This window comes from Tabrizicola sp., from assembly GCF_030373185.1.
Lineage (GTDB): Bacteria > Pseudomonadota > Alphaproteobacteria > Rhodobacterales > Rhodobacteraceae > Tabrizicola.
Window position 1 is genome coordinate 359,299 of the sequence record NZ_JAUCZH010000002.1, and the last position, 13,551, is coordinate 372,849.

Sequence of the window (13,551 nt, forward strand, 5' to 3'; positions counted from 1 at the left end):
TGTTCCGCGCTTTAACATGTCGACTCTTATGACCATGATCGAGCCGATGCGTATTGCGAACTATCTCTCTTCAAAACCTCTGTATTCTTGGGATGTTGAGTCGTTCGATGGCGTAGAGATCAAAGCGAGCAATGGTTTTACACTGCCCGCGCGGCTTCCGGAAAACCGCAACAGACGTGGGGAGATCATCTTCGTCATGGGCAGCTGGGGGGCCGAAAGTTACCGAAACCCGACATTGTTCTCCTGGATCCGCAGACAGGCGCGTGAGGGTGCGCTCGTCTGTTCGGTCGAGATGGGCGCCTATCTGGTTGCTCGGTCTGGCGTATTCTCGGGGCGCAAGGTCACGACCCATTGGTCATATGGTCCGGGGTTCCAGGAGCAGTTTCCCGATATTGATCTGGTCGAGCAGATCTACACCATCGACGACACCACAATGTCCTGTGGGGGTGGCCTTGCCGGTGTGGACCTGATGTTGCGCCTTATAGGCGAGGCGCATGGCGAAGGTTTGGCCGGCGAAATTGTGGATCAACTGATGCACCACCCTGTGCGTCCGGCAACCGCTCCGCAGCGCCGCACCATGGGGCGCGGCACCGACACGCTGATCCCGATTGTCCGCGAGGCTATAAGCCTGATCGAGCAGAATATCCTTGAGCCGCTGAGTGTTCCGGGTATTGCGGACGCTTTGGGGGTATCGCAACGCCAACTGGAACGGCAGTTCAAGCACGGCATCGGCTGCACTCTGGTTCAGTTCGGCCTGTTGTTGCGGCTGCAGCATGCGCGTGTCTTGCTGATCTCCACAGATCTGAGCGTGCGCGAAATAGCGACGGCATCCGGGTTCAACACACTTTCGCATTTCGCGTTCTCATTTGGAAAGTGCTTTGGTCGGCGGCCCAGCGAATATCGCCTGGCGTGGCCTGAAAAGGAAAACGCCCCAAGTTGGCCAGGAACGCTGTCGCGATTTCTTCAGGCCCTGCAGAACCGGGGCACGGCAAAGCCTATGCAGGTTCTGCGCCAAGACCGCCTTTGACCGTCAGCGCCGCGCCTCCCGTATCGCGTTGAGCACCGCGACAATCTCGCGGTCGCGTGTGGCGGCCATTTCTTCGAAATGCCTGCCAGCCGCAATGTCATTGCAGCCATCAACCATGCGGTCGCGCAACTCTTGCGTCAACTCGGGCGCGTCCAGCCGTGTCCAGGGCCATTTCAGCGCTGGGCCGAACTGATCCAGATTGGTCGCCATGCCGCCTTCGCCACAGGCGACGTGAAACGCCATGCATTGGCCTTGAACCGCCATGCGCGGTGCCGGCCCGTTCATCAGCGCATTGTCGATATCATCTGGCGTCGCCTCGCCACTGGCGACCATGTGCAGAGCCTCGCGCCATAGTGCCTCTTGCAAACGCGTGGCGACAAAACCGGGAATTTCCTTTTTCATTGCCAAAGGCGCCTTGCCCGCGATCCGGTAGAATTCAACCGCCCAAGCCACCGCCTCGGGCTCGGTGCCTTTGCCGCCAACAACCTCGACCAGAGGCAGAAGATAGGGCGGGTTGAACGGGTGGCCGATCACTGTGCGCTGCGGCGTCATGCATTCAGCCTGAATCTGGGTCATCATCAGACCTGACGTTGAGGAGGCAATCACGCAATCGCGCGGTGCCAGATCGCCCAATTTTTTGTAAAGAGCTTGCTTGATCTCCAGCCGCTCGGGCGCACTTTCCTGAATGAACTGCGCGGTTTTCACCGAATCTGCCAGATCGGTGGTGATCCGCAACTTGTCGCGAGAGGCACCCGGTGCCAGGCCCAGAGCTGTCAGGCTGATCCATGCTGTATCGATCACCGACATCAGCGCCGGCACCTCGGCCTCCGAATGAATATAGGCGGTCACATCATAGCCGCGCGCCAGAAAATGCGCGGCCCAACCGCCGCCGATGGGGCCTGCGCCAAGGGTGGTGACACGAGTGACGAATCTGGGATCAGGATACATCTAGTGGCCCTTGAAGTTGGGATTGCGTTTTTCGACGAAGGCGGCGATGCCTTCGGCTGCATCATCGGATTTCAGCATGGCACGATAGGTCGGCAGGTCGCCGGTGCGAATGTGATTGAACGCGGCTTCGAGCGGCATGGCCTGAATGGCGCGCTCAACCTCTTTGACGGTCTGCATCGCAAGTGGTGCGGAACCCGCGATCTGATCGGCCCAGGCACGGGCCGCCTCCATCAGGTTTTCCTTGGGCACGACCTTGTTGACCAGCCCGTAATGCGCCGCCTCTTGCGCTGACATCCGGCGCCCCAGAAGCAACATTTCCATGGCGATGTTGCGTGGAATCAGCCGGGGCAGACGCTGCAAGGCACCTGCATCGGGCACAATGCCCAGAGGCATCTCCGGCAGAGCGAATTCCACATGATCAGCCGCGATGATCAGATCGCAGGACATGGCAATCTCGAACCCGCCGCCAATAGCCATTCCATTCAGCGCACAGATCACCGGCTTGTTCATCTGCCAGTTCTCCGTCAGCCCACCGAAACCGCCGATGCCGTAATCCGCCGTCTCCCACCAGTTGTCCAAGGACATCTCGCCCGCGTTCAGCGCCTTGAGATCCCATCCAGCAGAAAAGATCCGGTCACCCCCTGCCGTCAGGATGCCAACCCACAGATCCGCATCATCGCGCAACTGAGCAAAGGCCCGCCCCATGTCCTGACTCATCTCAATGTCGATCGCGTTAACCTTGGGCTTGTTCAGCGTGACTTCCAGCACCCGCCCGCGACGGGTGACTTCAACATGGTTCATGACGTTTCCTTTCAGGCCAAGGCCGGGATGACTTCTTTGCAGAACAGTTCGAGCGAGCGTTTCTGTTCTGCCAATCCCAATCCCAAGCTGGCGTAGTAGATGAATTCATCCACGCCCAAGGCTGCATACCCTTTCAGTTTTGCGATCACTTCATCCGGTGTGCCAAACATCAGGTTGCGCCGCAGCATTTCGGGGTCGTACTCTGCGCGATTGCCAAGCTGATCGAACGGGATCGATTTGGGAAAACCGTTTTCCACATCCCCCATGTTCTTGAACAGGTTTTCGAATTGCGACAGCTGGCGCTGTGCCGCACGGATCGGCACCATCCAGTCGTCCTGTTTGCCGTAAACGGCGGTATGTCGCATCATCGCCATTGTGGGGCGCTTGCAACTGGGGTTGTTGGCAACCGCCTCATTCATCCGGTTCATGTAGGTTTCCGCTTCGGACATATCGCGGGTTAGGGGCCAGGACATGATGTTGCAGCCGTTCTTGACCGCGTAATCATAGGTGATGGGTGCGCGGGCCGCGACCCAGACCGGCACCTCGGCCTGTAGGGGCTTTGGGCAGGATGTGGCGGTGGGAAAGCTCCAGTTTTCTCCCTCATGTGCATAATCGCCCTTCCATAGGGCGCGCACCACGGGCAGCATTTCCTGCATGTAGCGCCAAGCATCAGACTGTTTCAGACCCGGATGCATTCGGTCAAACTCGCGCTGATAGGCGCCCGAGCCGATGCCGAACTCCAGCCGCCCACCCGATATCAGGTCAACAAACGCCGCCTCACCGGCAACCTTGATCGGGTGCCAGTAGGCCGCGGCAACACAGGCAGTCCCAAGGCGGATGCGGTCGGTATGGCCCGCCCACCACGCAAGGATCGAGAACGGGTTTGGCGCGATGGTCATTTCCAGCGCGTGATGCTCTGCCGCCCAGGCGATGTTGAAACCGCCCTGATCGGCTATCTGCACCATTTCCAGCGTGTGGCGCGCGACCTCCTTCATGTCGAGGCTGGCGTCTAACCGCTCAAGATTGATGGCCAGTTGAAACTTCATCTCATTCTCCGCTGCGGCCCGGTTCCAATTGATGATGAGCGCAACGGCAATCTGGATTGTCGAAATTCCGACGCTGCGCTAGTTTTTTCGCCAGTTGTTCAAGTGTCCCAAATGAAAAGACCAGCCTCAGCGGCTGGCCTTTGGCCTCTTGGTCTTGATGCGTTTCAGCGCATGACGAAGGGGTTTGCCATCGGTTCGGTCGAGGTGTTGACCCAGACGGTTTTCGGGCGTGTGTAATCATACATTGCCTGAAACCCGCTTTCGCGCCCATAGCCCGAGCCTTTCACCCCACCGAATTCTGCAATGGGCGAGACGACACGGTAAGTGTTGATCCAGACGATCCCGCAGCGGATAGCCTTTGCCATCCGCATTTGCCGCGCCCCGTCCCGCGTGAAGACTCCCGCCGCCAGCCCGTGCTGGGTGTGGTTGGCCAAGGCAATCACCTCGGCCTCGGTGCGAAAGCGCAGCACGCTGAGGACCGGGCCGAAAAGTTCGGTATCCACGATCCGCAGATCCTGACGCGGGCAATCGACAATTGTGGGTTCGTAATACGTGCCGCCCAAACCGCCAGGCTGCTTGCCACCGCACAAAATGCGCGCGCCTTCTACTTTAGCATGCGCCACTTCGCGCTCGATGGTCGCCAGCTGGCCAGCGGTGCAAAGCGGCCCCATCTGCGTATCGTCTTCCAGCGGGTCGCCAATCCTGATCTGGCGGGCCATGCTGACCATCTTTTCCAGAAACGCATCCGCGATATCTTCGTGCAGGTAAAGCCGTGATCCCGCCACGCAGCTTTGACCGGTAGCGCCAAAAATCCCGGCAACAGAGCCGTTCACTGCACTGTCGATATCGGCATCCTCGAACACAATGAACGGCGATTTCCCACCCAGTTCAAGCGACACCTGCGCAAAATTCTCGCGCGAGTTGCTCAGGACCGCGCGCCCGGCACCGGGCCCACCCGTAAAGGAAATTCGTGCCACCAACGGGTGCGAGGTCAGCACACGCCCGCACGGATCACCATGGCCCGACACGATATTGACCACCCCCGGCGGAAACCCCGCCGCTTCGATCAACGCGCCAAACTCCAGTATGGCGGCAGATGCATGTTCGGATGCTTTCAGAACCACCGTGTTGCCCGCCGCCAGTGCGGGGCCCATCTTCACGGCCACAAGAAACAGCTGCGAATTCCACGGCACAATGGCCGCCACGACGCCGAGAGGCTCTCGCCGCGTGAAGACAAACATGTCCGGTTTGTCGATGGGCAGCGTCTCGCCCGAAATCTTGTCGGCGCAACCGGCGTAGAAGTGAAAGAATTCAGCGATATACTTCGCTTGCCAGCGGGTTTCCTTCAGCATCTTGCCGGTGTCGATCGTTTCGGTGCGGCCAAGGTTTTCGGACTGCTCTGCCAGCAAATCCCCCAGCTTGCGCAGGCAGTGGCCACGGGCGGATGGGCTCATCTCGGCCCAAGGCCCAGAGGAGAACGCCCGGTGCGCCGCCTGCACCGCGCGATCCACATCTTCGGCTGTCGCTTCCGGCACGCGGCACCAGACCTTGCCCGTTGTCGGATTGACACTTTCAAAAAGCTGACCATCGGACGCCCCAACCCAAGCGCCATCAATCAGCATCTGATAATCCTTGATTGCGGTCATAGCGTTGCCCCTCTGCCAGCCTGTCAGGCTTTCACTCTGCGTCAGATAGCCATGAAGGTGTGCGGATTTTCGCCAACGGTTGGCGAAAAAAACGCAACTCTTCGTGGTCTTGCGGTGTCTCTTTGATGGAAACAAGGGGGCTTCATGACGACAGGCAAAACGGTGATCGGCGGACCCCTGGTGATTGGCGGGCGCAAGCTGTCGCTATCGCGCGCCATTCGCGCAGGCGACAACATCTATCTGACGGGCCAGATCCCAATGCAGGCCGGTGTGCCGATGACCGTTGGCAGCATCGAAGACCAGACTCGTGCCGTGCTGGATGACATTTCTGAAACGCTGGCTTTGGCAGGCTGCGATCGGACAGATGTAGTCAAGGCCATGATCTGGCTGCGCGACCGTGCGGACTTTCCAGGCTTCAACGCAGTCTATGCGGAGTATTTCCCCAAGGATCCACCAGCACGGTCTGCGGTCGTCAGCGATCTGCTGGTCGATTGCCGGGTCGAAGTCGAGGTCGTGGCATGGCGACCGCTTCCAAGAGATTCTGGGCAATGAAGCGCACAGCGAATGGCACGGCCTACAATCTTTACGGTCCGTCAACCGCGCCGCTGGTGGTACTGATCCACGGGCTTGGTCTGAACCGTGACGTCTGGGCGCAGACAACCCCGGCGCTTTCGGCGCAATATCGCGTGTTGGCCTATGACATCCTCGGGCATGGCGAAACGCCACCCCCTGCGCCCCGGCCAACTCTGGGGCTTTTGTCCTGGCAATTGGCAAGTTTGCTGGACGATCTGGGGCTGCGGGCGGCGGTCCTCGTGGGCTTTTCGCTGGGCGGCATGATCGCCCGCCGTTTTGCGCAAGACCACCCTGACCGCGCCTTGGGTCTGGCCATCTTGCACTCTCCCCACCTGCGGGACGCGGCTGCGCAAGCCGCGATCGTGGCGCGGGTGGATCAGGCGGCTGGCAATGGGCCCGCTTCGACAGTCGAAGCCGCCCTGACCCGGTGGTTCACCGATGATTTCCGGCAAAAGAACCCCGATATCATGCAAAAGGTGCGCGATTGGGTAATGGCGAACAATCCCGCCACCTATCCGAAATTCTACCGCATCCTTGCCGAGGGGATCGACGAAATCGTGGCCCCGCACCCCCCCATCGCCTGCCCGACGCTGGTGATGACCGGGGATCAGGACTATGGCAACGGCCCCGACATGGCCCACGCCATTGCGTCCGAAATCGGTGGTGCCGAAACCATTATCCTACCCGGTTTGCGCCATATGGCGCTGATGGAAGACCCGGCAACGACAAATGCGGCTTTGCAGGCCTTTCTGGCCAAGGTGGTGCCGCATGGCTGACGCAAAAGGTATCCTGTCTGGCCTGCGCGTGGTGGATCTGTCCCGAATGCTGTCGGGCCCCTATTGCACCATGATGCTGGCTGATCATGGGGCCGAAGTCATCAAGATCGAAGACCCTTGCGGGGATACCAGCCGCAGCAATGGCCCGTTTCGCGATGATGATCCGGACCACCTTTGGGCGGGGTATTTCGTCAGCCTGAACAGGTCCAAGAAAAGCATCGTGCTGGATCTGAAATCAGAGGCTGGCAAAGCCGACCTGCGGGCGCTGGTTGCTACCGCAGACGTTCTGGTCGAGAACTATCGCCCCGGCGTGATGGAGCGTCTGGGCCTGTCTTACGAGACACTCGCCGCGATCAACCCGCGTCTGGTCTATGCCGCGATCCGGGGCTTTGGCGATCCACGTTCCGGGGAAAGCCCCTATGCCGATTGGCCCTCTTACGATGTGGTGGCGCAAGCGATGGGCGGTCTGATCTCGCTCACCGGGCCGGATGCCGCCACGCCCACCAAGGTAGGCCCCGGCATCGGCGATGTCTTTGCGGGGGCGCTGATGTCATTCGGCATCCTTGCCGCCCTGCGGCAGGCCGAGGCCACCGGACGCGGACAGTTTCTTGATATCGCGATGTATGACGCCATGGTCAGCCTGTGTGAACGGGCGATCTATCAGCATGATTTCGATGGATCGGTGCCAGGGCCAGAGGGCAACGGCCACCCGCTTCTGGCCCCCTTCGGCGTCTTTCCGGCCAGCGACGGGCATGTGGCTTTGGGCATCGTGGATGACCTATTCTGGCACAATCTTGCGCAGGCGATGGGTCAGGGCGACTTGGGGGCAGACCCGCGCTTTGCAACCCGCGCCGCCCGCCGTGCGCACGCCGGGGTGTTGAACCCCATGGTGGCGGAGTGGACGGCACGTCACTCCAAAGCTGATTTGACGCGTCTGTTGGGCGGCAAGGTTCCGTTCGGCCCGGTCAATACCGTCGCCGATATCATGGCTGACCCGCATGTGGCGGCGCGTGACATGATCGCGACGGTTCCGCATGCCGAGCCAGAGTTGCGCCCCTGGAAGGTGGCCGCAAATCCATTGCGATTTTCGGCGCATCCCGCGCCAGCACCCCAAACGCCCGCCAGTCTTGGCGACCAGACTGTGCAGGATTTTCTGCCAGAATCCCGCCCCATCGACCCGCGCCATTTGCGCGATGCTTTCGGCAGCTTTGCAACTGGCGTCACCGTGCTGACGGTTCGACAGGCGGATGGCACGCCGCGCGGCTTTACTGCCAATTCGTTCAGCTCTGTGTCGCTCGACCCGCCCCTGCTGCTGGTGTGTCTTGCCAAATCGGCCCATAGTTGCACGACATTCACCAAAGCCGACCATTTCGGCGTGAATGTCCTTGGCAGCGACCAGCAATCTGTCTCTGCGCTGTTTGCCTCGCGTGCGCCTGACAAGTTCGATCAATGCGCCTGGCAATCAGGCGCAGGTGGCGTGCCGATGCTGGATGGCACTCTGGCACGCTTTGCCTGCCGTCAGGAGCGGCTTGTCGATGCGGGCGATCATATCGTGCTGATCGGCAGGGTGATTGATTTTGCCACCGGCGACGGCGCACCTTTAGGATATTTCCGGGGCCGCTATTTCTCGGTCGATGCTGATGCCCAACTCGTTGAGGCCGTCGCGGCAACCTCTGGCGCCCGCGTCGGTGCGGTTCTGATGCAGGATGGCGCGGTTTTGATGAGCGTGGCGGCCGATGGCGCGCTGTTCTTACCTCTGTCACCACAGCCACGCCCCGGCATCGACAGATTGCGCGACGCCTTGGCGTCACAGGGTCTTAGCGCGGAAGTCGATTTTCTCTATGCCGTCTTTCAGGACCGCAGCGCCGCAACTCACGGAATCTATTACCACGGACAGGTGCGCGGCACAGCCCCAGCCGGACTTCGCTTCTACCCCCTGTCGGACATACCATGGAGCCTGATGCAAAATCCCGCCGAACGCAGCATGCTGCAACGCTATTGCGAGGAAACCCGCAGCGGTGCCTTCGGCATCTATCAGGGCAACGAGACCGAAGGAAAAGTGCGCCGTATCAGCGGTTTCTGAACAAGGAGAGTTTGATGTTTCCCGAACTTCGCAAAGTCGTCACCTATGACGAAATGATCCACCGCGAAGGCGAACGCGCGGCCGACCCGCCGCTGCGCATGATCGGCGTGGCCGCCGTGGTCAAGAACCCCTGGCATGGGCGCGGCTATGTCGAGGATCTTTCGCCCGATATCAATCGCATTGCCCCGCTTCTGGGCAAGTTGTTGACCGACATGCTGGTCGGATTGGCGGGATCGGGCGATGCCATTGAAGCTTACGGAAAAGCCGCATTGGCCGGGACGGATTGTGAGCTTGAGCATGGCTCGGCGCTGATCCACACGCTGCGGTTTGGCAACTTTTATCGTGAGGCTCTTGGGGCGAAGACCTATCTCGGTTTCACGAACAGTCGCGGGCCTGCCAACACCCAGATTCAGATTCCCTTGATGGACAAGCATGACAGCGGGCGGCGGTCCCACTATCTGACGGTGCAGTTTTCAATTTCCGATGCGCCTGGGCATGATGAACTTGTGGCCGCCCTGGGGGCCTCGACGGGTGGGCGTCCGCATCACCGGATCGGGGATCGGTATTCGGATCTCAAGGCGATCGGCCGGGATCTGGATAACCCGGCGGGCGTCTGATCGAAAAGGCGGGTGGCCTGTGCTGAGAATCGGCAGCAAGGACCAGCCCCCGCGCGGCGGCCCCTTATCAATTATCAGTCCGGACCAGAGCCAGCCGCGCTTTCGCTTGCCATATCAGCGTTGACCTCGTTGGCGGCGCGAAAGGCCTCGACGCCTGCCGGAACGCCGCAATAGACAGCGATCTGCACGATCGCCGCGCGCAATTCCTCTTGTGTCGCGCCGTTGCGGATTGCGCCGCGGTAATGAGTCCGAAATTCCTGCATCCGCCCCAGTGCGGCCAGCATACCAAGATTGATCAGGCTGCGCTGTTTGCGATCAAGGGCATTGTCACTCCAAACCATACCCCAGCAATACTCGTTCAGAACGTCTTGAAAAGGGCTGGAAAACGCGGTGGCAGCACCCATCGCGCGGTCCACATACCCGTCGCCCAAGACCTCACGCCGGACGGTTTCGCCTTTGGCCCGCAGGTGATCATCCATATCTGTCTTCCGCCTGATATCCTTTCAGAAGATGCTAGCAGAACCCCGCCGAAAAAAAAGGGTATGATGGGGCTTTGGCCAGATCAGCAATCATAACAAAGGCTACAATCATCCTTACGCAGTGGCGAAAAACCATCAGTTTTGACGTTCTTCTAAATTGCAGGGGCAGAAAAACCGGGCGCGGCGTGGCGACCGTCCCGATCTTCCTGCTCGTTCCGCAGGTCAAACTGCGCAAACGGCTGGATCTGACGCGGGATGCAGTGCGGGCGGTGGACGGCGTGCCGGGGCTGATCGTGGCGGGGTGGGTTCACGGTAAGATGCCGTAATTGAATCACGCCTTTATCACAAAGATGACGCCCATGTCTGAAAGTCCTTGAGAAGCAGCCGGATGCCTTCGTTGGAAATGACCCAGTCTGCCTTGGATTCCTTGAACCAAAGGGCTTCAAGGTCGGCCCGCTCATCCGACAACAGCCTTTCGGAAAAGGCGTTCAGATCGCGCACCGCCTGATCGCCGTATCGCTGGCGGAAACTCTGGTAGATTTCATGGCGTGCAGTCGGCGCATCAGAAGCCCAATCCGGATAGACTAGGTCTAGACCCTGGGGGAACTGCAATGTAAAGTTATAGAAGGCTTGGGGCGTTCTCACGTCATTCGTTCCTGGGAAAAGAGGTTACGATAATGAAGCCATTCGGCATTTGGGGCGCATGATGAATGAACGTCCTCACGGAGTATGTCGGGCGTAGCCGTATCGGTGAGGATGTCCCGCGAGTCAACCGATAGGCCTCTTGGCCCGTTATGCTGGAGAAGGTGCTTTCGAGGATTGCATCTTCCTGTTGACCAGTTGCGACGGCATTCACGATAGCAGCGTACCGTGAAAGACGCTCTTGACGATGATCGCAACAGGGCCGCCGTCATTTTCGAATTGCTTGGCGCAGTATTCGACCTTCTTGTTGGCGCGACGGCAGATGTATTCGTAATAGGCAGATTCATCGGCATCCTGAAACCGGCCCCACCAGCTGACGTCATAGACGAGGATCACCTCAAAATCGGCCGTCCCATCCTGCACATCCTGGATCAGTTGCTGCAGGGCTTCGCGGCCCTCGATCCTGAGGCCACTTTTCCCGGCATCCGCATAGGAGCGCACCAATTCCAATCCACGTTCGGCGGCATATTTGCGGATCGCGTCTGATTGATTTTCGGTCGAGTATCTCTGGTGGTCGGTCGACATGCGGACATATTCGACCGCCCTTCGCATTGGCGGGGTCTTGGCCGGTCCTTTCAATGCGGGCGGATCGATTCCGGCCATTTCCGTCTCCCGGTCAAGTCATGCAGGCGTCTCCGTCTGGTTGGACCCGGGATGATGTCTGGGGCGCAAAATGGAATCTGCCGCTGTGATGTCTTCTCCACAGTTTTATCTGAGGAGAACGCAGCGATGCGGGTCAGGATGGGCACAGTTGTGCCGAAAATGGGCACAACTGTGCACCTTGCGGCGGACCAGACCCGCTATCGTAAGGCCGTGGCCGCCGCGTTTCGGGCTGAACTGGGCCCGACGCACCAAGCCATCAAGACGGCGATGCGCTGGACAGGGGCGAGCGAACGCACAGTAAAGTACTGGCTTTCAGGAGAACGGGGGCCGAGTGGAGAACATCTCATCCTGTTGGCAAAGCATTCCGACGCGGTTCTGATGACGGTTTTGACAATGGCCGAGCGGCTGTCGGTGCAGCGGCACAAATGTGTCGGTTGTCCTGCGCATGAGCTGGTGTTGCAAAACCTCGGACAGGAACCGAAGTTGTCCGGGGGTTCATGACATGCTCAGAACGGCGTTACGCTACTGGACCCGGTCGTTCAGGACACAGGTCGCGACATCGTTCGTGCGGAGGTCAGATCGACCATTCTCCGCAGAGGGCGCGGCAGATGCCAATAGATCAGGCTTTGATGGCAGTTTTCTTGGCGTCTCTGTCATCAATCGTGCTTGATGGAAGACTGCTGGCGGCAACGCACGTTGATGTCAGAATTGGCCCCAATTCTGTTGCCAAGCGGTTTTGGTGTGACTAGGTTAGCGTCAAATCGCGTTGATGACAGAATCGGCATGCATATGGTCACCAAGCCTTACGATCTTACAGATGCCGTTACCTATCACATCGGCACCTTTCCTCCATCTGCCCTCGACTATGAGGTGCTGCTCGGGCCGCTGGAAGAGGCTGCGGCCTCCCTTGCGCGGTACGATACGAAGATGTCGGGCATGGTGAACAGTGAACTTTTCCTTGCTCCGCTGCGTCGCCAGGACGCGGTCACCTCCTCCCGGATGGAGGGAACGATCTCGACCATCGAGGAGCTGTACCGACTTGAAGCCGAAGAGGATGCAGGCAGCACCGACCCTTACCGCGAGGCCCGCAACGACGACGTCGAGACCTACCTTTACTCCCGTGCGCTGCGGAATGCCCAGCAGGCGCTGGCCGAGGGCGCACCGCTTGGCGAACACCTGATCCGGACCGCCCACCAGCAGTTGCTGTCCTTTGGCCGGGGAGCCCGCAAGCGCCCCGGCAGCTACAAGGTCGAACAGAATTACATCGGGGACGAACGGCGGGGAAAGATCTACTACGTCCCGATCGCTCCTGAGCAGTTGGGCCCGGCGATGGCCGAACTCGTCCGCTACATCAACGAAAGCCCGATGCGGCCGCTGATCCGCACCGCCATCGCGCATGTGGAGTTCGAGGCCCTGCACCCTTTCGAAGACGGCAATGGCCGGATCGGTCGAATGCTGATCACCCTGATGCTGTGGAAGCTTGGTGTCCTGTATCAGCCGAACTTCTTCGTCTCGGGTTACTTCGAGGCCCACAAGGACGAGTACATCGAGCGGATGCGTGCCGTCTCCGCCACTGGCGACTGGACCGGCTGGGTGGTATTCTTCCTCGAGGCGATGCACGCCCAGGCGACGGTCAACATCCAGACGGCTGACGCAATCTTTCGCCTTCACGGCGAGATGCGGGAACGTTTCCGCGTGGTTCTGAATTCGCAGTTCCACGATCAGGCATTGGACTTCGTCTTTGCAAGTCCAGTGTTCCGCAACGACCGCTTCGTCGAGCGGTTAGGAATTCCGCCATCCTCCGCTCGGGCACTTTCGCGACGATTGGTCGAAGCTGGGCTACTGCGCACGATCGAAGGAGCCTCGGGCCGTCGCGCCGCGATGTACGCCTTTGATCCACTGCTCGATCTGCTGAAGGTCTGAAACGCAAAAATCCCCTGTTTTCAAGGGGACTCGTCAAACGTTGAGGTGGCGTTGAGGTAAAACGCTAGCGCCTATACACAAGTGTTTTTGTCGTGTCCTAACCATTTGGAAAGGTTAGATATTTTGGTTGCGGGGGCACGCACCCACCGAGAGCGAACCGAATTCAGGATGGCCGTCTGAGCCGCAGTCCACTGATGGGCGACCCTGCAACAATCCAACTCAAAGGATTATGGGTCTGTAAACACCATGTATTTTTCCAACCTGTCGGCAGGCTTGGACTGCCCCCATCGAGTGGTCCGGGTTGAATGTTAGTGCATGGTAGGCCTC

Annotated in this window: 13 protein-coding genes and 2 pseudogenes; 8 read left to right on the forward strand and 7 right to left on the reverse strand. The window is 59.5% G+C overall.

Annotated features, from left to right (window positions below):
• Positions 1-28 precede the first annotated feature (28 nt).
• Positions 29-1,027, forward strand: coding sequence for a GlxA family transcriptional regulator (locus QUV21_RS06595; RefSeq protein ID WP_300853831.1), 999 nt, complete (start codon positions 29-31; stop codon positions 1,025-1,027).
• 3 nt (positions 1,028-1,030) lie between these two features.
• On the opposite strand, the gene QUV21_RS06600 is transcribed toward QUV21_RS06595, so the two are convergent.
• From QUV21_RS06600 to QUV21_RS06615, 4 genes are all read right to left on the reverse strand, one after another.
• Positions 1,031-1,975: a 3-hydroxyacyl-CoA dehydrogenase NAD-binding domain-containing protein gene (locus tag QUV21_RS06600; protein WP_300853832.1), complete on the reverse strand. Its 945-nt coding sequence runs from the start codon at positions 1,973-1,975 to the stop codon at positions 1,031-1,033.
• A complete protein-coding gene (locus QUV21_RS06605; protein ID WP_300853833.1) occupies positions 1,976-2,776 on the reverse strand; it encodes an enoyl-CoA hydratase-related protein in 801 nt (266 codons plus the stop codon).
• 11 nt (positions 2,777-2,787) lie between these two features.
• Positions 2,788-3,822, reverse strand: coding sequence for an LLM class flavin-dependent oxidoreductase (locus QUV21_RS06610; protein WP_300853834.1), 1,035 nt, complete (start codon positions 3,820-3,822; stop codon positions 2,788-2,790).
• 164 nt (positions 3,823-3,986) lie between these two features.
• A complete protein-coding gene (locus QUV21_RS06615) occupies positions 3,987-5,468 on the reverse strand; it encodes an aldehyde dehydrogenase (RefSeq protein WP_300853835.1) in 1,482 nt (493 codons plus the stop codon).
• Positions 5,469-5,612: 144 nt separating this feature from the next.
• Between QUV21_RS06615 and QUV21_RS06620 the strand changes: the two genes are divergently transcribed.
• Genes QUV21_RS06620 through QUV21_RS06635 form a run of 4 tightly spaced genes read left to right on the forward strand, consistent with a single transcriptional unit; the run spans position 5,613 to position 9,517 of the window.
• Positions 5,613-6,020 (forward strand): RidA family protein, encoded by a 408-nt coding sequence (locus QUV21_RS06620; protein ID WP_300853836.1) that lies wholly within the window; start codon positions 5,613-5,615, stop codon positions 6,018-6,020.
• The gene (locus QUV21_RS06625) at positions 6,017-6,817 is read left to right on the forward strand and encodes an alpha/beta hydrolase (protein WP_300853837.1); all 801 of its coding nucleotides are present in this window, start codon (positions 6,017-6,019) and stop codon (positions 6,815-6,817) included. The genes QUV21_RS06620 and QUV21_RS06625 overlap by 4 nt, the downstream gene beginning before the upstream one ends.
• Positions 6,810-8,900 (forward strand): CoA transferase, encoded by a 2,091-nt coding sequence (locus tag QUV21_RS06630; protein WP_300853838.1) that lies wholly within the window; start codon positions 6,810-6,812, stop codon positions 8,898-8,900. The genes QUV21_RS06625 and QUV21_RS06630 overlap by 8 nt, the downstream gene beginning before the upstream one ends.
• Positions 8,901-8,914: 14 nt before the next feature.
• Positions 8,915-9,517: an amino acid synthesis family protein gene (locus QUV21_RS06635; protein WP_300853839.1), complete on the forward strand. Its 603-nt coding sequence runs from the start codon at positions 8,915-8,917 to the stop codon at positions 9,515-9,517.
• Positions 9,518-9,591: 74 nt separating this feature from the next.
• Here the strand turns inward: QUV21_RS06635 and QUV21_RS06640 are convergent, their stop codons facing one another.
• Positions 9,592-9,996: a carboxymuconolactone decarboxylase family protein gene (locus QUV21_RS06640; RefSeq protein ID WP_300853840.1), complete on the reverse strand. Its 405-nt coding sequence runs from the start codon at positions 9,994-9,996 to the stop codon at positions 9,592-9,594.
• 170 nt (positions 9,997-10,166) lie between these two features.
• On the opposite strand from QUV21_RS06640, the pseudogene QUV21_RS06645 reads away from it, so the two are divergent.
• Positions 10,167-10,322 (forward strand): annotated as a pseudogene (locus QUV21_RS06645) (DUF6441 family protein); the annotation flags it as partial.
• Positions 10,323-10,338: 16 nt separating this feature from the next.
• Here the strand turns inward: QUV21_RS06645 and QUV21_RS06650 are convergent.
• On the reverse strand, positions 10,339-10,641 hold the full coding sequence (locus QUV21_RS06650; protein WP_300853841.1) for a hypothetical protein: 303 nt from the start codon (positions 10,639-10,641) through the stop codon (positions 10,339-10,341).
• Between the two features lie 231 nt (positions 10,642-10,872).
• Positions 10,873-11,250 (reverse strand): annotated as a pseudogene (locus QUV21_RS06655) (recombinase family protein); the annotation flags it as partial.
• 177 nt (positions 11,251-11,427) lie between these two features.
• Between QUV21_RS06655 and QUV21_RS06660 the strand changes: the two are divergent.
• Complete coding sequence (locus QUV21_RS06660; RefSeq protein ID WP_300853842.1) at positions 11,428-11,802, forward strand: XRE family transcriptional regulator; 375 nt, start codon at positions 11,428-11,430, stop codon at positions 11,800-11,802.
• Between the two features lie 282 nt (positions 11,803-12,084).
• Complete coding sequence (locus QUV21_RS06665) at positions 12,085-13,224, forward strand: Fic family protein (protein ID WP_300853843.1); 1,140 nt, start codon at positions 12,085-12,087, stop codon at positions 13,222-13,224.
• Positions 13,225-13,551 lie beyond the last annotated feature (327 nt).

Coding starts and splice junctions, on each gene's coding strand:
- QUV21_RS06605 (WP_300853833.1), bottom strand. CDS start 2,776: ATGAACCATGTTGAAGTCACCCGTCGCGGGCGGGTGCTGGAAGTCACG.
- QUV21_RS06665 (WP_300853843.1), top strand. CDS start 12,085: ATGCATATGGTCACCAAGCCTTACGATCTTACAGATGCCGTTACCTAT.
- QUV21_RS06660 (WP_300853842.1), top strand. CDS start 11,428: ATGCGGGTCAGGATGGGCACAGTTGTGCCGAAAATGGGCACAACTGTG.
- QUV21_RS06610 (WP_300853834.1), bottom strand. CDS start 3,822: ATGAAGTTTCAACTGGCCATCAATCTTGAGCGGTTAGACGCCAGCCTC.
- QUV21_RS06630 (WP_300853838.1), top strand. CDS start 6,810: ATGGCTGACGCAAAAGGTATCCTGTCTGGCCTGCGCGTGGTGGATCTG.
- QUV21_RS06625 (WP_300853837.1), top strand. CDS start 6,017: ATGAAGCGCACAGCGAATGGCACGGCCTACAATCTTTACGGTCCGTCA.
- QUV21_RS06635 (WP_300853839.1), top strand. CDS start 8,915: ATGTTTCCCGAACTTCGCAAAGTCGTCACCTATGACGAAATGATCCAC.
- QUV21_RS06620 (WP_300853836.1), top strand. CDS start 5,613: ATGACGACAGGCAAAACGGTGATCGGCGGACCCCTGGTGATTGGCGGG.
- QUV21_RS06640 (WP_300853840.1), bottom strand. CDS start 9,996: ATGGATGATCACCTGCGGGCCAAAGGCGAAACCGTCCGGCGTGAGGTC.
- QUV21_RS06615 (WP_300853835.1), bottom strand. CDS start 5,468: ATGACCGCAATCAAGGATTATCAGATGCTGATTGATGGCGCTTGGGTT.
- QUV21_RS06600 (WP_300853832.1), bottom strand. CDS start 1,975: ATGTATCCTGATCCCAGATTCGTCACTCGTGTCACCACCCTTGGCGCA.
- QUV21_RS06595 (WP_300853831.1), top strand. CDS start 29: ATGACCATGATCGAGCCGATGCGTATTGCGAACTATCTCTCTTCAAAA.